The organism is Serratia sp. Ser99, from assembly GCF_024519545.1.
Classification (GTDB): domain Bacteria; phylum Pseudomonadota; class Gammaproteobacteria; order Enterobacterales; family Enterobacteriaceae; genus Serratia; species Serratia liquefaciens.
In genome coordinates, this window is the sequence record NZ_JALJRT010000010.1 from 82252 (window position 1) to 105498 (window position 23247).

At 57.3% G+C, this 23247-nt stretch carries 17 protein-coding genes, 1 pseudogene and 1 riboswitch; of the genes and pseudogenes, 3 read left to right on the forward strand and 15 right to left on the reverse strand.

Annotated elements, in window-relative coordinates:
- Positions 1-191 precede the first annotated feature (191 nt).
- A pseudogene (locus tag NR114_RS19105) lies at positions 192-2082 on the forward strand (PhoX family phosphatase).
- 39 nt (positions 2083-2121) lie between these two features.
- On the opposite strand, the gene apaH reads toward NR114_RS19105, so the two are convergent.
- From apaH to lptD, 6 genes are all read right to left on the reverse strand, one after another.
- Positions 2122-2973, reverse strand: a complete 852-nt coding sequence (gene apaH, locus NR114_RS19110; RefSeq protein ID WP_116691303.1) for a bis(5'-nucleosyl)-tetraphosphatase (symmetrical) ApaH — start codon at positions 2971-2973, stop codon at positions 2122-2124.
- A 2-nt stretch (positions 2974-2975) separates the two neighbouring features.
- Positions 2976-3353 carry a Co2+/Mg2+ efflux protein ApaG gene (gene apaG / locus NR114_RS19115; RefSeq protein ID WP_012005174.1) on the reverse strand — a complete coding sequence of 126 codons (378 nt, stop codon included), beginning with the start codon at positions 3351-3353 and terminating at the stop codon, positions 2976-2978.
- A gap of 12 nt (positions 3354-3365) precedes the next feature.
- On the reverse strand, positions 3366-4184 hold the full coding sequence (gene rsmA, locus NR114_RS19120) for a 16S rRNA (adenine(1518)-N(6)/adenine(1519)-N(6))-dimethyltransferase RsmA (protein WP_020825176.1): 819 nt from the start codon (positions 4182-4184) through the stop codon (positions 3366-3368).
- The gene (gene pdxA / locus NR114_RS19125) at positions 4177-5169 is read right to left on the reverse strand and encodes a 4-hydroxythreonine-4-phosphate dehydrogenase PdxA (protein WP_129983301.1); all 993 of its coding nucleotides are present in this window, start codon (positions 5167-5169) and stop codon (positions 4177-4179) included. Before pdxA ends, rsmA begins: the two co-directional genes overlap by 8 nt.
- Positions 5156-6454 carry a peptidylprolyl isomerase SurA gene (surA, locus tag NR114_RS19130; protein WP_129983302.1) on the reverse strand — a complete coding sequence of 433 codons (1299 nt, stop codon included), beginning with the start codon at positions 6452-6454 and terminating at the stop codon, positions 5156-5158. The genes pdxA and surA overlap by 14 nt, the downstream gene beginning before the upstream one ends.
- Positions 6455-6519: 65 nt before the next feature.
- Entirely contained in the window at positions 6520-8883 is a 2364-nt protein-coding gene (lptD, locus tag NR114_RS19135; RefSeq protein ID WP_129983303.1) for an LPS assembly protein LptD, read from the reverse strand.
- Positions 8884-9111: 228 nt separating this feature from the next.
- Between lptD and djlA the strand changes: the two genes are divergently transcribed.
- Positions 9112-9933: a co-chaperone DjlA gene (gene djlA / locus NR114_RS19140; RefSeq protein WP_020825180.1), complete on the forward strand. Its 822-nt coding sequence runs from the start codon at positions 9112-9114 to the stop codon at positions 9931-9933.
- Positions 9934-9983: 50 nt separating this feature from the next.
- Here djlA and rluA read toward each other — a convergent pair whose 3' ends face one another.
- The 3 genes from rluA to NR114_RS19155 form a co-directional block, all read right to left on the reverse strand.
- Complete coding sequence (rluA, locus tag NR114_RS19145; protein WP_046374535.1) at positions 9984-10634, reverse strand: bifunctional tRNA pseudouridine(32) synthase/23S rRNA pseudouridine(746) synthase RluA; 651 nt, start codon at positions 10632-10634, stop codon at positions 9984-9986.
- 56 nt (positions 10635-10690) lie between these two features.
- Complete coding sequence (rapA, locus tag NR114_RS19150; protein ID WP_128865017.1) at positions 10691-13597, reverse strand: RNA polymerase-associated protein RapA; 2907 nt, start codon at positions 13595-13597, stop codon at positions 10691-10693.
- 268 nt (positions 13598-13865) lie between these two features.
- Entirely contained in the window at positions 13866-16229 is a 2364-nt protein-coding gene (locus NR114_RS19155; RefSeq protein ID WP_041415212.1) for a DNA polymerase II, read from the reverse strand.
- Between the two features lie 332 nt (positions 16230-16561).
- Here NR114_RS19155 and NR114_RS19160 point away from each other — a divergent pair, with 332 nt between their 5' ends.
- Positions 16562-17332, forward strand: coding sequence for a DedA family protein (locus tag NR114_RS19160; protein WP_129983305.1), 771 nt, complete (start codon positions 16562-16564; stop codon positions 17330-17332).
- 27 nt (positions 17333-17359) lie between these two features.
- Here NR114_RS19160 and ilvN read toward each other — a convergent pair whose 3' ends face one another.
- From ilvN to thiB, 6 genes are all read right to left on the reverse strand, one after another.
- A complete protein-coding gene (ilvN, locus tag NR114_RS19165; protein ID WP_020825185.1) occupies positions 17360-17653 on the reverse strand; it encodes an acetolactate synthase small subunit in 294 nt (97 codons plus the stop codon).
- Positions 17654-17656: 3 nt separating this feature from the next.
- Positions 17657-19351 (reverse strand): acetolactate synthase large subunit, encoded by a 1695-nt coding sequence (gene ilvB / locus NR114_RS19170; protein ID WP_020825186.1) that lies wholly within the window; start codon positions 19349-19351, stop codon positions 17657-17659.
- Positions 19352-19462: 111 nt separating this feature from the next.
- Positions 19463-19576, reverse strand: coding sequence for an ilvB operon leader peptide IvbL (gene ivbL, locus NR114_RS19175; protein ID WP_218167600.1), 114 nt, complete (start codon positions 19574-19576; stop codon positions 19463-19465).
- A gap of 88 nt (positions 19577-19664) precedes the next feature.
- Complete coding sequence (thiQ, locus tag NR114_RS19180; protein ID WP_041415214.1) at positions 19665-20369, reverse strand: thiamine ABC transporter ATP-binding protein ThiQ; 705 nt, start codon at positions 20367-20369, stop codon at positions 19665-19667.
- Between the two features lie 114 nt (positions 20370-20483).
- Positions 20484-22088 (reverse strand): thiamine/thiamine pyrophosphate ABC transporter permease ThiP, encoded by a 1605-nt coding sequence (thiP, locus tag NR114_RS19185; RefSeq protein ID WP_234530668.1) that lies wholly within the window; start codon positions 22086-22088, stop codon positions 20484-20486.
- On the reverse strand, positions 22064-23050 hold the full coding sequence (thiB, locus tag NR114_RS19190; RefSeq protein WP_046374531.1) for a thiamine ABC transporter substrate binding subunit: 987 nt from the start codon (positions 23048-23050) through the stop codon (positions 22064-22066). Before thiB ends, thiP begins: the two co-directional genes overlap by 25 nt.
- 58 nt (positions 23051-23108) lie before the next feature.
- A riboswitch (TPP riboswitch) is annotated at positions 23109-23234 on the reverse strand.
- Positions 23235-23247 lie beyond the last annotated feature (13 nt).

Consider the following 23247-nt stretch of genomic DNA (forward strand, 5'->3'; position numbering starts at 1 on the left):
TCGGCGATTAACCGTATCCTTCTGAGGGCGCAAGTGATTGCGCCCTTTGTCTTTTTACCACCCACCTCTCCCTGACTTTTCGTTGTAACATTTTCGTCACACTTCCTGATTAGTATGAAGCCCAACTCTGAGCGCCCCGGCAACTCTGGTGAATCTCGATCGCGGCGCCATATTAAAAAGGAAATAAACCTATGACGACCAAAATTGAGCAATTAGATGCCGATCGCCTGACCGATCCCACTCGCCGTAAACTGTTGCTGGGCAGCGCCGGTGCTGTTGGCCTGGCCGGTTTCCTCGGCGGCGGTATTTGGACGGTTTCCGCTCAGGCTCTGGCGGAAGATTTGCCACCGAACAAGCTGCTGGGTTTTAAAGGGATTGCCGCTTCCACCGCTGATGAGGTGGCGATTGCGCCAGGGTATCGCGCCGAGGTGCTGATCTCCTGGGGTGATCCGTTGGTTGAGGGAGCTGCCGCTTTCGACCCACAGGGCAACAACAGCGCTGCCGATCAGGAAAAGCAATTCGGCGATAATAATGACGGTATGAGCTTCTTCCCGATTGATGACAATCACGGCGTGATGGCCATCAACAACGAATACGTCAACGAGCAATACCTGTTTGCTCATGGCGGCACCAAAGCCACCAGTCTTGAAGACGTGCGCAAGTCACAGGCTGCCCATGGCGTTTCTATCGTGGCGGTACGCCGTGTGGGTGATAGCCAACGTTGGGAGGTCGAGCGCCCATCGCGTTATAACCGCCGGATCACCGCCAACACCGAGATGCAATTCAGCGGCCCGGCTGCCGGGCACGCGCTGCTGCAAACGGCGGCGGATCCTGGCGGCCGCAAGGTATTGGGTACCTTCGGTAACTGCGCCAACGGGAAAACCCCTTGGGGCACTTACCTGACCTGCGAAGAGAATTTCGATACCTATTTCGGCACTCATCAGGCTGACTACAAGACCACGGCGGACCAAAAGCGCTATACGTTGAAAGTCAGCGAACCTGAGCGTAACTGGCCGGATTACGATGAACGCTTTGACGTGGCGAAGAACCCTAATGAATTCAATCGTCATGGCTGGATCGTCGAAATCGACCCGATGAACCCTGGCTCAACGCCAATCAAACACACCGCGCTGGGCCGCTTCAAACATGAAAATGCGGCGGTGACCGTCGCCAAGGATGGTCGCCTGGTGGTCTACATGGGTGACGATGAGCGTGGTGAGCACATCTATAAATACGTATCCAAAGGCGTGGTTGACGTGGCTAACCCGGCCAACAACCGCAGCCTGCTGGACGAAGGCACTTTATATGTGGCGCAGTTTGACGGGGACGCCAACGGCACACCGCTGAAAGGTACCGGGCGCTGGATAGCGCTGGAGTTCGGTAAAAATGGCCTGACGCCGGAAAATGGTTTCCGCGATGAGGCGGAAGTGTTGATCTTCGCCCGCAAGGCTGCGGCGCAGGTGGGGGCTACCAAAATGGACCGGCCGGAATGGATCGCCGTCAATCCACATGATGGGCGCGCCTATTGCACGCTGACCAACAACAGCAAACGTGGTGAAGAAGGTATGCCGTTGAATGCCGCTAACCCGCGACCGAACAATGTCTACGGCCAAATTATCCGTTGGGATGAAGGCGGTGATGCCACTGCTGCGTCATTCAACTGGGATATTTACGCGCTGTGCGGTAACCCGATTGCCCATCCGGAAGGCGTGAATCGCGGCACACCCAATATCACGGCCGAGAATACTTTCAACAGTCCGGACGGACTGGGCTTTGATAAGACCGGTCGCCTGTGGATCCTCACTGACGGCAAATACAGCAACAAGGGCGACTATGCCGGACAGGGCAACAACCAAATGCTGGTGGGCGATCCGCAAAGTGGCGAAATCCGCCGCTTTATGGTGGGGCCAAAGTCATGCGAACTGACCGGCATTACCTTTTACCCCCGATTACAAGACGATGTTCGTCAACGTACAGCACCCGGGTGAAGAAGGTGATTCTCATTTCCCGAACAATAGCCCGCGTCCACGCTCATCGGTATTGATGATTACGCGTGAAGACGGTGGAGTGATTGGGGCTTAAGAAGAAAACAGCGGGGCGGCATTGGCCGCCCCGACGGGATTATGACGCGGCCTGCTGGTGTACGCTGTCGGACAGATCGCTGCGATGGGCCGGTTGGGTAAAGTACTGCCGGTCTTCCCAACGCAACATGGTCAAATCGCCCCCCCAGCAACAGCCGGTATCCAGGCCAATAATGCCTTCCGGCGTGCCTTTGCCTTCCAGTGATGCCCAGTGACCGAAAACAATGGTGTAATCGGCGTCGACCAATCGTGGCAAATCAAACCAGGGTTTCAGCGGAGCAGGCGCAGTGCCTGGCGCATCTTTGCAGATCATATCGAGTTGGCCGTTCGGGAAGCAGTAGCGCATGCGCGTCAGGGCATTGGTGCTGAAACGCAAGCGCGCCAGCCCGCTTAGCTCTGGGCTCCAGTTGTTCGGCATGTCACCGTACATGGCGTCGAGGAACAGCGGATAACTGTCGCTGCTCAGTACGGCTTCCACTTCACGGGCACAGGTTTGCGCAGTTTCAATGTCCCACTGCGGCGTGATGCCGGCATGCGCCATCACCAGCTTGAGTTGCTCATCGACCTGCAGCACCGGTTGGCGGCGCAGCCAGTTGATCAGCTCATCGGCGTCTGGCGCTTCCAGCAACGACGTAATGCGATCTTTGGGTTTATTGCGGCTGATGCCGGCATAAACGGCCAGCAGATGCAGATCGTGATTGCCCAGCACCATGCGTACTGCTGGTCCGAGTGAGCGCACGTAGCGCAGCACGTCTAGTGAACCGGGGCCACGCGCGACCAGATCGCCGGTCAGCCACAGCTGGTCATGTTGGGGATCGAAGGCAACCTGGGCCAATAGCGACTTGAGTTCATCAAAACAGCCATGAACGTCGCCGATAAGATATGTCGACATAATCAGTGAATCAGCGTTGGAATGGCTAAGCGGAACACGGGAATAGCGGTCTGGAACGGCTGACCCTGATGATCAACCATTTCGTAATGGCCTTCCATGGTACCCAGCGGCGTTTCAAGAATGGCGCCGCTGGTGTATTGGAATTCGCCCCCGGGCGGAATGAGCGGCTGCTCGCCGACCACGCCTTCGCCCTGAACTTCGGTTTGACGGCCATTGCTGTTGGTGATCAACCAGTAACGGCCGAGCAGCTGCACGTTGAAACGCCCCAAATTGCGAATGGTGATGGTATAAGCGAAGACGTAACGTTCTTCCTCAGGTATCGACTGTGATTCCACATAGACACTTTGTACCTGAATACATACGCGAGGCGAATCAATCATGATCACTACTCCTTATTGCTGCGGCGCGGGATTGGCTGAAAGCCAGTTAGCCAGCTTACAGTATTGCGCCACAGAAATATTTTCTGCTCTAAGTACCGGATCGATACCCAATTCCGTCAGTTGCTCCGGAGTGAACAAATCCCCCAGGCTATTGCGGACAGTTTTCCGGCGCTGGTTGAACGCCTGAGTTGTGATGCGGCTCAGCATGCGCACGTCACCCACCGGATTTGGATTCACCTTGTGCGGTACCAGACGTACCACTGCGGAATCCACTTTCGGCGCCGGAGTGAACGAAGTTGGTGGCACTTCCAGCACCGGAATAACGTTGCAGTAGTACTGCGCCATCACGGTTAAACGCCCGTAGGCTTTGCTGTTAGGGCCGGCAACCAGGCGGTTGACCACCTCTTTTTGCAACATAAAGTGCATGTCACGAATGGCCTGAGTATAGCTGAAAAGGTGGAACATCAGCGGCGTCGAGATGTTGTACGGCAGGTTACCAAATACGCGCAGCGGTTGGCCAGCCTGCTCGGCCATTTCGGCGAAGTTCACCGTCATGGCATCTTGCTGGTGAATGGTCAGCTTGTCTTTCAACTGCGGGTGGTTTGCCAGACGGGCCGCCAGATCGCGGTCCAGCTCAATCACCGTCATGCGGTCCATGCGCGCGCCGACCGGCTCGGTCAGTGCGCCCAGGCCGGGACCGATTTCAACGACCGCTTCGCCCGGCATTGGGTGAATGGCGGAAACAATGCTATCGATGACAAACTGATCGGTTAAAAAGTTCTGTCCAAAGCGTTTGCGGGCAAAGTGCCCTTGGTGGACTTTATTATTCATTACAATTAATTATCATTTTAATGGCGAGATTCAAGGCCGTTTTGAAACTGCCCGCATCGGCGGTGCCGGTGCCGGCCAGTTCCAGAGCGGTACCGTGGTCGACCGAGGTACGGATAAAAGGCAAACCGAGGGTAATGTTTACCGCCCGGCCGAACCCTTGGTATTTTAGTACCGGCAGGCCCTGATCGTGATACATCGCCAGCACCGCATCCGCATGTTGCAGATACTTGGGCTGGAACAGGGTGTCCGCCGGCAGCGGGCCGATCAGATGAATACCTTCAGTCCGCAGCGCGTCTAGCGCCGGGATGATGGTATCTATCTCTTCGCGTCCCATATGGCCGCCTTCTCCCGCATGCGGGTTCAGTCCGCAGACATATATCTGCGGCTGGGCGATGCCAAATTTGGTTTTCAGATCGTTGTCGAGAATGCGGATGACTTCGAACAGGCTTTGGCGAGTGATGGCACCAGGCACTGCCAGCAAAGGCAGGTGGGTGGTTGCCAGCGCCACGCGCAGCTCTTCGGTCGCCAGCATCATTACCACGCGGTCGCAACCGCTGCGATCGGCAAAAAATTCGGTATGGCCGATAAAGGGCACACCGGCGTCGTTGATCACGCCCTTGTTGACCGGGCCGGTGATCAGCGCAGCAAACTCGCCGTTCAGGCAACCGTCACAGGCGCGCGCCAGCGTTTCCACCACGTAAGCGCTGTTACCGACATTCAGCTCACCAGCCACTACTGGATGAGCAGTCGCAACCGGCAATACCGTCAACGTACCCGCACGCTGTGGCTGAGCGGGGTGCTGTGGCTGATAGGTGCGCAGCTGTAGCGGCAGGTTCAACTGTCGGGCGCGTTCAAGCAACAAGGCCGGATCCGCGCACACCACCAGTTCAACAGGCCAATCCTGTTGCGCCAGCGCTGCCACTAAATCCGGCCCAACCCCGGCAGGCTCGCCGGGGGTGATTACGATACGATTATTGTTGTACATTACCGTCAAGGATCTTCACGTAAGCCTGAGCACGTTGTTCCTGCATCCAGGTCTGCGCTTCTTCAGCAAACTTGCGGTTGAACAGCATGCGGTAAGCGCGATCTTTTTGCGCCGCATCGGTTTTGTCCACCTGACGCGTATCCAGCAGCTGGATCAGGTGCCAGCCGAAGGAAGAGTGTACCGGTTGGCTGACCTCGCCTTTGCTCAGCTTCATCAACGCGTCGCGGAAGGCCGGATCGTAGATGTCTGGAGAAGCCCAGCCCAGATCGCCGCCCTGCAGTGCAGAACCCGGATCCTGAGAAAGCTGTTTGGCTTCGTCAGCAAACTTGGCGCGACCGCTCTTGATGGCTTCGGCTACCGCCTGCAGCTTGGCACGCGCCTGATCGTCGGTCAGCACCACGGAAGGTTTCAGCAGAATATGACGAGCATGAACCTCGGTGACAGATACCGACTGGTTGGCGCCACGGATATCATTCACTTTCAGGATGTGGAAGCCGACGCCGGAACGGATTGGCCCAACCACGTCGCCTTTTTTGGCGTTAACCAGTCTTTCGGCGAACAGGGTAGGGATCTCCTGTAGCTTGCCCCAGCCCATGTTACCGCCTTTCAGCGCCTGGGAATCGGCAGAGTAGGAGATGGCCAGCTTGCCGAAGTCGGCGCCGCCGTTGATTTCACCCATCAGCTGTTTAGCCAGGGCTTCAGCATCGTCAACCTGCGCCTGTGTCGGGTTCTCCGGCAGCGGGATCAGGATGTGGCTGATGTTCATTTCGGTATCGCTGCCGTTCTGAGCGCCAACCTGAGTCGCCAGTGAGTCCACTTCCTGAGGCAGGATGGTGACGCGGCGGCGAACTTCGTTGTTACGCACTTCGCTGATCAGCATTTCTTTGCGGATCTGTGAACGGTAAGTGTTGTAGTTCAGACCTTCATACGCCAGACGACTGCGCATCTGATCGATGCTCATTTTGTTCTGTGCGGCGATGTTGCCGATGGCTTTGTCCAGATCGGCATCGGAGACGTTAATCCCCATTTTCTTGGCCATCTGCAGTTGGATGTTATCCATAATCAGACGTTCAAGGATCTGGTGACGCAGGGTCTTGTCATCCGGCAATTGCTGACCGGCCTGCTGCGCATTGAGCTTCACCGATTGCAACAGGGTGTTTACGTCGCTCTCAAGTACCACGCCGTTATCCACGACGGCGGCGACTTTATCCACTTCTTGGGGTGCTGCGAACGCGGTATTGGCACAAACCACCAATCCGAGAATAAGCGTTCTCCAGTTCTTCATACTTTTCCCATTCTGTAATCCGCAAATGCGGGTGAAAGTTCTCGTTTTCAAAGTGTTACAAAGTATCAAAATGCACGCTGGTAAGGCAGTATGCCGGAACGCAACATTTCCGCGGAGCCCAGACTGTGATCGCTGCTCAGGCCACGCAGTTCGATGTTGAATGAAACTTTGTTGTCATAAACGCTGGTATTGTTGCTGTTGTTCCAGTCGGTGATCTTGCGCTCGTAGCCCAAGGTCACTGCCCAGCAGCAGGTGTTGTACTTCAGACCGAGCAACTGATCGGCGGACTGTTGGGCACGGGTGTCGTAGTAATAAGCCCCCACGACGGCCCAGCGATCGGCGATTGGCCAACTGCCGGTGACGCCCACCTGCGAAATACCGTCCTGATAAGCTGGCACTTGTCTGGTGTTCAGTGCCGTCTCAATATACTCCGGCGTAGCGTAACGGTAGTTCAACTGCAGCACGCGTTCGGAATCCTGACGATATTCCAGCACGCCGTTGCCCAATGAGACGCTATTGAGACGCGTATCATACTGCAGACCGCCGCGCAGGCCCCAGCGATCGTCGATCTTCCAATAGGTGTCGCCGGCCCAGGCCAGGCTGCCGGTGTCGTCATTGTTGTCGTAATTCGTCGTTTTGTCACCGGTACGGGAACGGCTGAAGTAGTAGATTTGACCCACAGAAACGTTAAAACGTTCAACCAGCGCATCATCATAAATACGCGAGGTCAAACCGGTTGATACGCGGTTCTGTGAGGCAATGCGATCCAGACCGCTGTAAGTACGGTCGCGGAACAAACCGGAGTAGTCGGTTTGCAGCAGCGTGGTGTCGTAGGTGTAGATGTTGCTTTGGTCGCGATACGGCACGTACAGGTACTGCACGCGCGGTTCAAGGGTCTGCGTATAGCCTTCTGACCAGTTCATTGGGCGATCGAACACCATCTTGCCGTCGACCTTGAACTGCGGCAACACGCGATTGACAGAATCATCGAGATCGGGGGCGTCACTGCCGGTGCGGTTCTTGTAGTTGTTGGCGAAACCGTCAGGAATATCCTGCTGGTAATGGGTCGCCAGCAGCTTGGCTTCGGTATTAATACTGCCCCAACCGTTAGTCAGTGGCAGGCTGAGCGTCGGTTCCATATGCAGACGGGTGGCGTCCGGGCTATAGGGGTTGACGCTGATAAACTTGGCGGCCTGACCATAAATGCGGAAATCGAACGGGCCGAGATCCTCTTTATAGTAGTTCAGGTCGAGCTGCGGCTGAACTTTGTAGGAGTCTGAGCTGCTGCGATCGGTATCGTCGTAAATCTGGAACTGTTTGGAGCTTAAGGTCGCGTCCCAGTTATCAATGGCGTAGCCGACGCTGAATTTCTGCGTTGCATAACCGTCGGTGGTCGAACCGTATTTGGAATCCAGATCGGTAAAGTATTTGGAGTCGCTGACCTTGGTGTAGTCGACATTGAAACGCCACACCTGATCCATCACGCCGTTGTGGTTCCAGTAGAACAACCAACGCTTACTGTCGTCAGGATTGTCCTTGCTGTATTCCTTGTCGTCCGGCAACCAGTCCAATTCCATCAGGCCCAGACCCGGCTGCACCAGGTAGCGGAATTCGTTCTGTAACTGCAGACCACGTTTGGACATGTAATGTGGGGTGATAGTGGCGTCGAAGTTCGGCGCAATGTTCCAGTAATACGGCAGCATGAACTCAAAGCCATTGTTGCTGCCATATTTTGCGTTCGGGATCAGGAAGCCTGAACGACGCTTATCACCGACCGGCAATTGCAGGTACGGGCTGTAAAAGACCGGCACGCCGCCAATTTTGAAGCGCGCATTCCAGATTTCAGCGACTTGCTCTTCGCGGTCGTGGATCACTTCGGAACCGACCACGCTCCAGCTGTTATCACCCGGCAAACAGGAGGTAAAGGTCCCGTTTTCCAAAATGGTGTAACGGTTGGCGCCGCGCATCTTCATTTTGTCGGCGTCGCCACGTCCCTGACGGCCCACCATTTGGTAGTCGCCTTGATAGACGTCGGTATCTTTATTATTCAGGTTCGACCAGGCTTTCGGGCCTTTCAGCTTGATCTGGTTGTCGCTGTAGTGCACGTCACCCGTAGCGGTCACGGTGCGAACCGGTTCGGTTTGCCCCGCGTCTTGCGTCTGGTTCAGTTCCACCTGTTTGGCGGTCAGGGTGCTGTTGCCTTGTTCAATATTCACGTTACCGGTGAACAGCGCGCTTTTCGGATAGTCCGCGCGTGAATCATCGGCGTGAATGGTGACAGGCAGGCTGTTAGGATCGCCGCTGACCAGCGGTTTGTCGTAAACAGGAACGCCAAGCATACATTGCTCGGCCAGGTCAGCCAGCGCGTGCTGACTGTAGAGTGCCGTCCAAATCAGTGTGGCCAGCAGTGTTGGGAAACTTTTTTTCATACGCGGTTTTGGTGTTCCGTCATCAGAGGCGTCATGTCCGGCAAACGGTCAGAGACTATATCACTCATCTGCGTTGCGCTAGTGTTAAATCCGGCCGTTTACTTGCGTCGTCGATAGGCGCAAAGATAAATGACAGGTATGATAATCCAAATCCTGAGAAAAATCGCCTTAACCCTTACCTAAGACGGAAGGGAGCAGTCGGCTTTCGGCATGATAATTGAGGAGTATATGCAGTATTGGGGAAAACTGCTCGGGGTCATCGTGGCCATTTGGGCTGGCGCGGGATTCTGGGGTGTAGTTTTGGGGCTGATTGTCGGTCATATGATCGACTCTGCGCGTAGCAACAAGCGCAGCCGGGGCTTTTTTACCGACCAGCAAACGCGGCAAACGCTGTTTTTCCGCACCACTTTTCAGGTGATGGGTCACCTGACCAAATCAAAAGGGCGCGTTACCGAGGCGGATATTCAGATCGCCAGCCTGTTTATGGATCGTCTGCAACTGCACGGGGAAGCCCGTACCGCGGCGCAGCAGGCGTTTCGTGAAGGCAAACAGAGCCAGTTCCCGCTGAGAGAAACGCTGCAGCAGTTCCGCAGCATCTGCTTTGGCCGTTTTGACCTGATTAGGATGTTTCTGGAAATTCAGATCCAGGCGGCGTTTGCCGACGGGTCACTGCATCCTAACGAACGGCAGGTACTGTACGTGATCGCCGAAGAGCTGGGCATTTCACGTGCGCAGTTCGACCAGTTCCTCAGCATGATGGAGGGCGGACGCCAGTTTGGCGGCGGTCAGCAGGGCGGTTATTCGCAAGGCGGTTACCAACAGGCGCAACGCGGTCCAACGCTGGAGGATGCCTGCAAGGTATTAGGTGTCAGCAGCAGCGACGACGCGACCACCATCAAGCGCGCCTACCGCAAGCTGATGAGCGAGCACCATCCAGATAAGCTGGTAGCGAAAGGTTTGCCGCCGCAAATGATGGAAATGGCCAAGCAGAAAGCGCAGGAAATTCAGGCGGCCTACGACCTGATCAAACGCGAGAAAGGCTTTAAGTAAAAAGAGGTGAGGGCTCGGTATTCTCTGAGCCCCTCTTTATATCATATCGGTCAGAAGTCGGGTTCGACGCGAAAGTGCATCGGCGTCTGGAAAGCCGGATGGGTAATGCGCAGCTCTTGTGCATGCAGCTGTAAACGCGGCGCCATGGCTTTGGCTTCTGGCGTGGCATAGAAACCGTCGCCGAGGATAGGATGCCCCAGCGCCAGCATATGCACGCGCAGCTGGTGCGAGCGGCCAGTGATCGGCATGAGTTTGACCCGCGTGCTGCCGTCGGCGTCGCGTGACAACACCAGATATTCGGTTTGCGCCGCTTTGCCGGTCTCGAAACACACTTTCTGCAGCGGCCGATTCGGCCAGTCGCAAATCAGTGGTAAATCCACCAGACCTTCATCCTGCGCCAGATGCCCCCACACGCGGGCGATGTAGGACTTCTTCGGCTCGCGCTCACGGAACTGGCGCTTGAGTTCACGCTCGGCCGCCTTGTTCAGCGCCACCACAATCACCCCGCTGGTGGCCATATCCAGACGATGCACCGATTCGGCAGCCGGAAAATCCGCCTGAATGCGCGTCATCAGGCTGTCTTTATTTTCCGGCGCACGGCCCGGGACCGACAGCAGGCCACTTGGCTTGTTGACCACGATAATGTGCTCATCCTGATACAGGATATGCATCGGGCCCTGCGGGGGATTGTAGGGTTCCATTTTGTTGGCTCCGCTGAGAGTAACGGCCAGGGGAACTGCAGTTCCCCTGGTGCGGGTTACTGGTGAGTAACGACCACCAGACGGATTGCATCCAGACGCCATCCTGCTTCATTCAGGTTGAGCAGCACCTGCTTGCGGTTGAACTCCAGCGCTTCTACCTCGTCATCACGAATGTTCGGGTTGACCGCCTTCAGAGCTTCCAGACGAGCCAGCTCGGTGCTCAGCTTGTCATCCGCTTCCTGTTTGGCCTGCTCGATCAGAGCGCGAGCCTGTTCTTCAACCAGGCTTTCCGCCTGTTGCAACATGGCATGCACATCTTGTTGCACCGCATTGACCAGCTTGCTGGAGGTATGGCGGTTGACCGCGTTCAACTGGCGGTTGAAACTTTCGAATTCAACCTGCGCTGCCAGATTGGTACCTTTGCGATCCATCAACATGCGGATTGGCGTTGGCGGCAGGAAGCGAGTCAGCTGCAGATGTTTCGGCGCCTGCGCTTCGACCACATACACCAGCTCGACCAGCAGGGTACCGACCGGCAGTGCCTTGTTTTTCAACAGGGAAACTGCACAGCTGCCGGTATCGCCGGACAGGATCAAATCCAGGCCGTTGCGGATAATCGGGTGTTCCCAACTGACGAACTGGGCATCCTCACGCGACAGAGCCTGTTCGCGATCGAAGGTGACGGTACAGCCGTCCTGCGGTAGACCCGGGAAGTCGGGCACCAGCATGTGGTCGGACGGCGTCAGAACAATCAGGTTGTCGCTGCGATCGTCCTGATTGATGCCGACGATGTCGAACAGGTTCAGCGCGAAGCCCACCAGATTGACGTCGTTGTCCTGATTGGCAATGGCTTCCGCCAGAGTCTGCGCTTTCTCGCCGCCGTTGGAGTGCATTTCCAGCAGGCGGTCACGGCCCTGCTCGAGCTGCATTTTCAGGTGGTCGTGCTGCTGGCGGCAGGCGTGAATGAACTCGTCCAGCCCTTCCTGCTCGGTCGGCGAAGCCAGGAAAGCGATCAGCTGCTCGTAGCCGCTGTCGTAAATGGTACGGCCGGTCGGGCAGGTATGCTCGAAGGCATCGAGCCCTTCGTGGAACCAGCGGCCCAGAACTGCCTGCGCGGTGTTCTCCAGGTACGGCACCATGATTTGAATGTCATGCATCTGGCCGATACGGTCCAGACGGCCAATACGCTGTTCCAGCAGGTCCGGGTTGAACGGCAGGTCGAACATCACCAGGTGGCTGGCGAACTGGAAGTTACGGCCTTCGGAGCCGATCTCGGAACACAACAGCACCTGGGCACCGTCTTCTTCGGAGGCGAAGTAAGCGGCGGCGCGGTCGCGTTCGATAATCGACAGGCCTTCGTGGAACACGGCGGCACGGATAGCTTCACGTTCCCGTAGCACTTGCTCCAATTGCAGCGCGGTGGCAGCCTTGGCGCAGATCACCAGCACTTTCTCGTGGCGATTGGTCACCAGATAGTTCAGTAACCATTCAACGCGAGGATCGAAGTTCCACCAGGTGGCGTTCTCGCCTTCGAATTCCTGATAGATTTGCTCTGGATAGAGCATGTCGCGTGCGCGCGCCTCAACGGTTTTCTTCGCGCCCATGATGCCGGACACTTTAATGGCGGTCTGGTACTGGGTCGGCAACGGTAGTTTTATCTGGTGCAGGTTGCGGTGCGGGAAGCCTTTGACACCGTTGCGCGTGTTACGGAACAGCACGCGGCTGGTGCCGTGGCGGTCCATCAGCATGGTGACCAGTTCCTGACGCGCCTGCTCGCTGTTTTCACCGTCGCTGTTGGCGGCTTTCAGCAGCGGTTCAATGTCTTGTTCGTCGATCAGCTCGCCGAGCAGGTTCAGCTTGTCGTCGGCCAGGCGTTCACCGCTGAGCAACAGGGTAACGGCATCGGCCACCGGGCGATATTTTTGCTGTTCGGCAACAAAATCGTGGTAGTCGTGGAAACGGTTCGGATCCAGCAGGCGCAGACGGGCGAAGTGGCTTTGTTGGCCAAGTTGCTCTGGCGTTGCGGTCAGCAGCAGCACGCCGGGAATGTGTTCTGCCAGTTGTTCGATCACCTGGTATTCACGGCTCGGCGCATCTTCGCTCCAGGCCAGATGGTGCGCTTCATCCACCACCAACAGATCCCACTGGGCATCGGCCAGTTCTTCCAGGCGCTGCTTGTTGCGGCGTACGAAGTCCAGCGAGCAGATCACCAGCTGTTCGGTTTCAAACGGGTTGCTGCTGTCGAGTTTGGCCTCTGAGTAACGGCTGTCGTCAAACAGAGAGAAATACAGGTTGAAGCGGCGCATCATTTCGACCAGCCACTGGTGCTGCAGGGTTTCCGGCACCACGATCAATACGCGCTCGGCGCGGCCTGCCAGCAACTGCTGGTGGATAATCATCCCGGCTTCGATGGTTTTACCCAATCCAACTTCATCCGCCAACAAAACGCGCGGCGCATGACGCTGGCCGACTTCATAGGCGATATGCAACTGGTGCGGGATCAGGCTGGCACGCATGCCACGCAGGCCAGCGAACGGCAGGCGATACTGCTCGCTCTGGTATTTACGCGCGCGGAAACGCAGGGCGAAACGGTCCATACGGTCGATCTGGCCGGCAAACAGGCGGTCCTGCGGCTTGCTGAAGGTCAATTTGCTGTCCAGCAGCACTTCGCGCATCGCCACACCGCTTTCCTGGGTATCCAGGCGGGTGCCGATATAGGTCAGCAGACCGTTATCCTCTTTGACCTCTTCGACCTGCAGCTCCCACCCTTCGTGGTTACTGATGGTGTCGCCCGGGTTGAACATCACGCGGGTGATTGGCGAGTCATTTCTGGCGTAGAGGCGGTTTTCACCGGTTGCGGGGAAAAGCAGGGTAATCATGCGCGCATCCAGCGCCACGACGGTTCCCAGTCCTAATTCGCTTTCCGTATCGCTGATCCAGCGTTGACCAAGTGTAAAAGGCATATATTGTCGGCTCGATTCTTTTAAGTAAGTCTTGTTACCGGGCGGAAAGGGCCGCGGCACCCGTATCAAACGTCTGCTAATCCCGATTTATTTTAATATGGCGGGCAATAGCTATTCATCCCATGCATACATCGTCAGACGACATGGGGGGTGTGTGGGTCCAGAATTTGGGAAGGGCGCTATGGTAATGGAAGGCGGCGCGTTCGTCACCTGCAAAACCCGATGATTTTTCTTAACCCTTCACCAAACCCTGCTGGCGGGCGGAATGTTAAAACAGTCCCATCTGCCCGGTCACCAGCGTGGTAAAATCGTCATGCAAAAATGGCAGTATAGCGTCTGCTACCGGCTGCAGCTGGCGCTCCAGATAATGGGGATAATCAATCGCCGACTGCTGGGTCTCCAGCGGCTCCGGCCCGGCCACGGTCATGACATAGCTGATCCAGCCGCCGTTTTGGTATTGCAACGGTCGTCCCTGCTGACGATTATAGTCGTCGGCGATACGTGCTGCGCGCACATGCGGCGGAACGTTGCGCTGATAGTCGTCCAGCTTTCTGCGCAGACGCTTGCGGTAGACCAGCCGATCGTCGAAATCGCCGTTAAGCGTTTGACTAACGTATTCACGCACAAAATCCTGGTAGGGCTGGCGTTTAAAAATGCGTTGATACAGCAGACGCTGAAACTGCTGTGCCAGCGGTGTCCAGTCGGTGCGCACCGTTTCCAATCCCTTGTAGACCATCTCTTCGCTGCCGTCCGGCTGGGCGATCAGCCCGGCGTAACGTTTCTTGCTGCCCTGTTCGGCGCCGCGAATGGTGGGCATCAGGAAACGTGAATAATGGGTTTCAAACTCCAGTTCCAGCGCATTCTCCAGCCCGTACTCTTGCTGCAAATGCTGTTGCCACCATTGGTTTACCTGTTGCACCAGCTTTCGGCCTATTTGCGCCGCTTGCTGCTCGTCATGCGGTTGTTTGAGCCAAACGAAGGTCGAGTCGGTATCGCCGTAGATCACCTGATACCCCTGCGCCTCGATCAGCTCACGCGTTTGCCGCATGATTTCATGGCCGCGCAGGGTGATCGACGAGGCTAATCGGGGATCGAAAAAACGACAGCCGCTCGATCCTAATACACCATACAGCGCGTTCATGATGATCTTTAAGGCCTGCGACAAGGCTTTGTTCTGCTGACGTTTCGCCGCTTCACGGCCTTGCCAGATCTGCTCGACGATCGCCGGCAAACAGTGCTTGCTGCGTGAAAAACGCGCGTGGCGAAAACCGGGCACCGAGTCCGCATCACCTGGGTTTCGCATGCCTTCCACCAAGCCGACCGGGTCGATCAGGAAGGTGCGGATGATTGAGGGATACAGGCTCTTGTAATCCAGCACCAGCACCGAGTCATACAGGCCGGGTTGCGAATCCATCACAAAGCCGCCGGGGCTGTGTTCCTCGGGCTGTTCACCCAGGTTGGGGGCCACAAAGCCCAGCCGGTGCATGCGCGGCATATACAGATTGCTGAAGGCGGCTACCGAACCGCCGCTGCGGTCGGCTGCCAGCCCGGTAACCGTGGCGCGTTCCAGCAGGAAGGTCAGCAACTCGGTTTTGGCAAAAATTCGCGTAACCAGTTCGCAGTCTTTCAGGTTGTAACGCGCTAGCGCGGGCTTGTCTTCGGCAAAGCGCCGGTCGATTTCTGCCATGCGCTGGTAAGGGTTATCGATAGACTTGCCTTCTCCCAGCAGCGTTTGCGACACGTGTTCCAGGCTGAACGAAGGGAAGTTCCAGGTGGCGGATTTCAGCGCTTCAATGCCGTCGATAATCAGGCGACCTGCGGCGGAAGCGAAAAAGTGATTCTGTTTGAAACCGTGTTCGCGCCACTCCAGCAGGTTGCCGCCACGGCCCAGTCGCAGCGGGATCTGATAGCGTTCGGCGTGTTTTTGCAGCACGCGCAAATCGAACTGCACCAGGTTCCAGCCAATAATGGCGTCGGGATCGTGCCGCTCAAGCCATTGGTTCAGCCGTTCCAGCATTTGCGGACGGCTGACGCAGTACTCCAACTCAAAATCCAGTGGTTCATTGCCGCCGTTGGCGGGCCCAAGCATGTAAACCTGGCGCTGGCCGCAGCCTTCCAGGGCAATCGAGTACAGCTCGCCGTGGGCGGTGGTTTCAATGTCCAGAGAGACCAGCTTCAAGGTTGGGCGGTATTCCGGCGCCGGTTTCATTTGGCCGCCCTGCAGCGGGCCGTTGCCGTTGGCCTGGCCGCTGAACCACACCGGTGCGGTGATGAAACGCTCCATCAGGTAGCGTTCCGGTGGACGGATATCGGCCTCGTAGACATTGACGCCGCCGTCTTTCAGCAACTTTTCCAGCTTGATCAATTGGCGATGCTGCCGGCAGTAAAGCCCCACCACCGGGCGATGGTGAAAGTCAGTCAACGGCAGGGGTTTCAGCTCCAGTTGCCGCTCCTCACGCAGCAGCAGTTCAGCGCGCTGGCGCTGTTCGGCCGGGATAAAGGCTACGGAGGTCTGCGGCGCCAGACGAAGTTGCTGCGGCCCATTGTCGGTCGCCAGCCAAAACTCCACCTCGGTGCCGGCAGGCGTATCACGCCAGTGGCGGGTGAGCAGAAAGCCCTGTTGGAGTGACATCATATACCCTTCGTATTTCAAGCTGCGGCGTTGTTGGCTGCGTGCGTTCACCCCAGTCACTTACTTGAGTAAGCTCCTGGGGACTCTCGCTCTTGCCGCCTAGCCGCAACTTGAAATCCATTGGGTATTCCCCTGATGCTCAAGGCGTGGTGTCGTTGGCTGTTTGCGAAAGCTTTGGTTCTGGTAGATAAATTATAGTATGGGTTTTTATACAGTAATTGTCCATGGCCGCACAGTTCTGCCAAAAAAGCATACAATTCACATATTGACTCGCTCCCGGCCGCACCGGACAATCCCACGCCCACGCGCTTTGGATAACGAACAGAGGTTTAATGGAAGCCTATTTACAGCACTTGATCACCCAGTCATTGGCTTTCACTCTAATGGTGGTCATGTTTGTCGCGTTTCTGGAATCGCTGGCGCTGGTGGGGCTGTTGCTGCCCGGCACGGTCATGATGGCCAGTATCGGTGCGTTGATCGGCAGCGGTCAGGTAGATTTCTATTATGCCTGGGCTGCGGGCATCGTGGGTTGCCTGTTGGGTGACTGGATTTCTTACTTTATCGGCCGCGCCTTCAAGGGGCCGCTGCACCGCTGGTCATTCTTGAAGAAGAACAAAGCGATGCTGGACAAGACCGAGCACGCGTTGCACCAACACCGTATGGCGACCATCCTGATTGGGCGCTTTGTTGGCCCAACGCGCCCGCTGGTGCCGATGGTGGCCGGCATGCTCGATTTGCCGCCGTATAAATTCGCGTTGCCTAACATCATCGGCTGTATTGCCTGGCCACCAGTCTATTTCTTCCCCGGTATTTTGGCCGGCGTAGCCATCGATATCCCTGCCAGCGCCAACAGTGCGTTATTTAAGTGGTTGCTGTTTGCGGTAGTGGTATTGATTTGGCTGGCCGCCTGGCTGAGCTGGCGATGGTGGCGCGAAGGCAAACGCAGCGCCGACCGGCTTGGCAAGTGGCTGTCACCGGTACGTCTGCGGATGGCCTGCGTCCTGAGCTGGGGATTGGCGATCGGCACCTTTTATTATCTGCACCAGCAACCGCTGATGCCGGTTTATCGTCACCTGCTTTGGAAGGTGCTGGCCGGTCAATGACAAGGGGGCGTGACGCCCCTTTGCACCTTACTGGAAGAAGGCTTCCAGCTGTTCAAACACCCGCACGTCTTCGCTGTGGCGTTTTACCTGCAGCACATCTTCGAGTTTTTCTACCTGGCTGATCATCTGCACCAGCCGCTGATCGTCCGCCACCAATAGCCAGATGCGGCTTTGTTTACCGTCTTTCAGTGGCAGGCAAAGAATGCCCTCCACGTTGAAGGCGCGGCGGGCAAACAGGCCGCAGACGTGCGACATCACGCCAGGGTGGTTACGTACCGCCAGTTCCAGGATCACCTGTGGGTTATTGCGTTGTTCTGACATGGCTTATTCTCCAATCATGTCGATGTTGGCAGCGCCCGGCGGCACCATCGGGAAAACTTTTTCATTAATATCAATCAGCGCATGGATCAGGCAAGGCCCTGGACGTTGGATCGCTTCGGCCAGTGCCGCCTGCGGATCTTCTGCGGCATTCAAATCGCAGGTGTCCATCCCGAAACCGGCGGCAATCTTGATAAAGTCGGTGCGCTTGGGATAGGCGGCGGCGAAAATGCGCTGCTGGTAGAACAGCGTTTGCTGCTGGTGCACCAGCCCCAACGCCTGGTTGTTCATCAGGATAATTTTCACGTCCAGGTCATGTTCGACGGCGGTCGCCATTTCCTGAATGTTCATCATCAGGCTGCCGTCACCGGAGAAACACAGCACCTTGCGCTGCGGCTCGGCCAGGGCAGCGCCGATCGCCGCTGGCAGGCCGAAGCCCATGGTGCCCAGCCCGCCGGAGGTCAACCACTGGCGCGGTCGGCTCAGCGGATAGGCTTGTGCTACCCACATCTGATGCTGGCCCACGTCGGTGGTAATGATGGCGTTTTCGTCCACGCAGCGCGCGGCAGCCAGCACCAGCCCGTAGTGGCTCAGCGGATCTTCGGCGTTAGGCATGCTGAACGGGAACTCGCGCTTGAGATCATTGACGGTACTCAGCCATTCGCTGCGTGGCTGTGCTTCAATTTGAGGCAGCAGTTGTTGCAATACCTGGCCTACGTCGGCGTGAATGGCAATATTGGCCTGCTTTACCTTGCCCAGTTCGGCGCGATCGATGTCCACGTGAATGATGCTGGCGTTTGGACAGAATTGCTCGGTCTTGCCAATCGCCCGATCGTCAAAGCGCGCGCCCAGCACGATCAGTAAATCAGCCTCTTGCAGAATAAAGTTGGTACTGCGCGCCGCATGCATACCCAGCATGCCCAGCGACAACGGATGCTGCACCGGCATGGCGCCCAATGCCATCAGCGTCATGGTGGTGGGCAGGTTGGCGCGTTCAGCGAGCTCAATCGCCTGCTGATAGGCGTTGGCGCAGATGATGCCGCCGCCCAGATACAACACCGGGCGTTTGGCCTGATTGATCATCGCGGCGGCCTGCGCCACGGCGGTGGCTTCAAAGGTTGGCGCCGCATCGGGAACGGCGATCGGCGGCAGTTCGTCCAGGCTGATAACCGCCGTTTGAACATCTTTCGGTACGTCGATCCACACCGGGCCAGGGCGGCCGGATTCAGCGATGCGGAATGCGTCACAGATCACCTGTGGCAGTTCGCGGATATCGCGGACCAAATGGTTGTGCTTGGTGATTGGAATCGAGATGCCATAGGTGTCCACTTCCTGGAAGGCGTCGGTGCCAATCATCGAAGAGGGCACCTGGCCGGTGATACACACCAGCGGGATAGAATCGAGTTTGGCGTCGGCGATGGCGGTGACCAGATTGGTCGCGCCCGGGCCGCTCGAGGCGATACAAACCGCCGCCTTGCCGTTAGCGCGTGCCATACCCTGCGCCATAAAACCCGCCCCCTGTTCGTGGCGAGCCAGTACGTGATGAATACGGGTGCTTTGGCTCAGCGCGTCATACAGCGGCAGTGCCGCACCGCCGGGAATGCCGGCGACGGTGGTGATGCCCTGACGCTCCAGCAGATGAACGATCAACTCTGCGCCGGTGAAGCGGTTACCTTGATGTGGCGTGCCCGAAATTGCCATGTTCCTATCCTTTCTCAAGGCCGGTTTGCTTTTCTGGGCAGGGGGCTAAAACTAAAAACCCCGCCCGGTTTGCGCCGGCGGGGTTTGGGAATCGATGCGTTGATTCGGACCCTACGGCGCATTGCCGACGACCACCACCACACGCACGACGACCACCGCGGCTGGTAGCGCGGTAATTAGTAGGGTCGAAGTCAGCGAGGATGCGATCACAGGGAACCTTATCATCAGTAAAAAAAGTCAGGTTTTTATAAAACCACAGGCGAAAAATTCGCACAACTGGTTTATTTGCACAGCATAAAAAACGGGCGGAAGATCACGGTTTGTGTGAAATGCCAAGCACCTTGGCTTCCGGCGCGCTGCCGTCCAGCAGCGCCTGCGTCGGGCCATCGTAAAAAATACGGCCGTCCACCACCAGCAGGGTCCGTGGCGCGATGCGTGCGGCGTCATCCAGGTTGTGCGATACCATCAACAGCGTCAGGTTTCGCTGGTCGCAAACTTCCTGCAGCAGTTGCAGCATCTCGTTGCGTAAAGCCGGATCGAGCGCTGAAAAAGGTTCGTCGAGTAACAGGATGGGCCGCTGGCGGATCAGGCAACGCGCCAGGGCGGCACGCTGGCGTTGGCCACCGGAAAGTTGCGACGGCAGGCGGGGAAGATGTTCTTCCAGCCCTACTTGCCGGGCAATTTGCGCCAACTGCCGCTTCTGCTCTTCATTCAGCCGCAGGCCGGGATCCAGGCCTAAACCGATGTTCTGCGCTACCGTCAGGTGGGCGAACAGGTTATTTTCCTGAAACAGCATCGAGACCGGGCGCTTGGCTGGCGGCGTGCCGGTGTGGTCGCTGCCGTTAAGCAGCAACCTGCCGCTGGCGGATGGCAGAAAACCGGCGATCAGGCTGAGCAGAGTGCTCTTCCCCGCCCCGCTGGGGCCCAGCACCGCGACGCGTTCGCCCGGTTGAATACGCAGGTCGAAGCGCATTGGCAGGTGTTCATACAGGTAGGTCAGTTTTTCAAGCTTTAGCATATGTCCTTCATCTTTCACGTTGCCGCTGTGTTGGCTTTCTTCACTTATCCCAGTCACTTAGCGAACTAAGCTCCTGGGAATGCGCTCAGTCGCCGCCTTGCTGCAGCTTGAAATCTATCGGTCAGAGCGGCCCGGTAAGCGTTCGATCAGGGTAAACAGCAGGAAGCACAATAACAGCAACAGCAGCGCGGTGACCGCGCCGTCATTGCTGCGGTAGGCGCCGATCTGCTGGTACAGGTAAAAAGGCAGGGTGCGGAAATGTTCGTTGCCAAACAGTGCCACCACGCCGAAATCGCCGATCGACAGTACGCAGGCGAAGGCCAGCGCCTGGGCCAACGGGCGGCGCAGCGCTTTCAGCTCAATCCAGCGTAGCCGCTGCCAGCCCTGAATATCCAGCGACAGGCATAGCGGATTATAACGTTCGGCCAGGTCGCGCATGGGGTTTTCCAACACTTTTAGCGCATAGGGCACGGCCATCAACGCATTGGTGAGGATCACCAGCGCATACGGCGATTGCGGCAGCCCGACGGTGTCGCTCAACAGCAGGAAGAAACCGGTGGCCAGCACAATGCCCGGCATCGCCAGGATCACCATACCGCTCAACTCCAGCGCGTGCCCCCAACGCAGTCTCTGTTGCAGCTTCAGCTCACGGCTGCTCCACAGCAGCATCATGGTCAGCACGACACAAAGTACGCCCGCCCCCAGAGCGATGCATAACGAAGTGAACAATGCCTGCCACAACACCTGTTGCTGCAGGACGCTAACCATCGTTTGATTGGCGCCGTCGGCGATCACCGCCAGCAGTGGGGGCAACAGCAGCAGCAACGCGGCGGCAATCAGCAAAAAGTCACTGATGCGTCGCCACAGGCTGTCTTCCGGATTACGCCAGATAGTGGCATGGGTATTGCCGACCGGCAGCGCCTGGCTCAGGCGCTGGCTGAAGATCACCAGCCCCAGGCAGCATGCCAGTTGGATCAGCGCCAGCAGCGCGGCGCGGCTGAGATCGTAGTCGTAACTGAGCGCCTGATAGATGGCCAGTTCGATGGTGGTTGCCTGCGGCCCACCTCCCAGCGACAGTACGGTGGCGAAGCTGGCGAAGCACAGCATAAAGATCAGCGCGCCGCTCGGCAGGATTTGACGGCGCAGCGCCGGCCACTCGACAAAGCGAAACTGCTGCCAACCGCTCATGCCGAGCTGGGCTGCCAATTGGCGCTGTTCAACCGGAATGTTTTCCAGCGCCTGCAGCAGCAGACGTGTCGCCAACGGCAGGTTGAAGAACATGTGCGCCAGCAGGATGCCCTGCAGACCATAAGGCGTGAAACGGTAGTTAATGCCCAGCCAGCCACACAGCATTGCCAACCAGCCCTGGCGGCCATATACGCTGAGCAGGCCGAATACCGCCACCAGCACCGGCAGCACCAGCGTCATGGCGCAGAGCCGCAGCAGTAACTGACGACCGGGGAAACGGCGGCGATAGAGCGCCCGAGCCAGCAGGATCGCGGGTAGCACCGAGATCAGCGCGGACAGCAGGGCCTGCCAAAACGTGAAGCGCACTACGTGCCACAGGTAGCTGTCTTGCCATATACCACGCCAATCGCTGTCCGGCGCGTGCCGCCACAGCGACCCCATCGCCAGCACGGCGATGGTCAGGATCAGGCCGGCGGCCAGCAGCCCCGGCCATAGCCAACGCGGGATCAGTGGCTGACGGCGGTTTGCCATGCCCGGATCCAGTTGCTGCGTTGTTTGGCTACATCTTCTGCGCTGTACTGCAGTGCGGTCTGCGGGACGGTCATTTGGTCAAATCCGGCCGGCAGTGAGGTCTTGATCACCGGGTACATCCAGTTGCCGGTAGGAATGGCGTTTTGGAACGCCGGGGATACCATAAATTGCATAAAGCGTTCCGCCAACTCAGGTTGCTTGCTGGCCTTGAGTTTGCCCGCCACTTCCACCTGCAGATAATGGCCTTCACTGAAGTTGGCAGCGGCATAGCTGTCTTTTTTTTCTTCAATCAGATGGTAGGCCGGGGAGGTGGTGTAGCTAAGCACCAAATCGCCTTCGCCTTTCAGGAACAGGCCATAGGCTTCGCTCCAGCCCTTGGTCACGGTGACGGTTTTCTTCGCCAGCTTCTGCCAGGCTGCCGGTGCCTGATCGCCATACACTTTCTGCATCCATAGCAGCAGACCCAAACCTGGGGTACTGGTACGCGGATCCTCATAGATCACTTTCCAGTTCTGGCTGCTGTCGACCAGCTCATGCAGGCTTTTGGGCGGGTTTTTCAGCTTTTCTTTGTTGTAAACGAAAGCAAAGTAGCCGTAGTCATAGGGGACGAAGGTTTTGTCTTGCCAGCCGCCCGGTACGTTCAATTTGCTGCTGTCGACGTCGCTTGGCGCGAATAGCCCGGTTTGTTGCGCCGCCTGCAGCAGGTTGTTGTCCAGCCCCAGCACCACGTCGGCGGCGCTGTTTTTGCCTTCCATGCGCAGGCGGTTAAGCAGTGAGACACCGTCTTCCAGCGCGACAAATTTCAGCTCGCAATCACATTGGGCCTCAAAGGCTTTTTTGACCGCCGGGCCAGGGCCCCAGTCAGCGGCGAAGGAATCGTAGGTGTAGACCGTCAGCGTGGGCTTGGCGAACACCGGTGCGGCGCACAGCAACAGTAACAAGGGCAGGCTTTTTTTGACCACTTTGCACTCCTGAAAATTTAGGGGGGCAAGGGTATCTGAGGGGGCAAGCGGCTGATGCCGGATCGCTGGGCTCAAATCCCTCCGCCGGTATTGACCGGATCAGGTTCGACGGGTTTGTTCTCAGCAAAACCGGCCGCTTGCGTTTTCATTACGCTGCTGTCGTTTTGCACCCCGTTGAGACGGCGCCATTGTAAAGA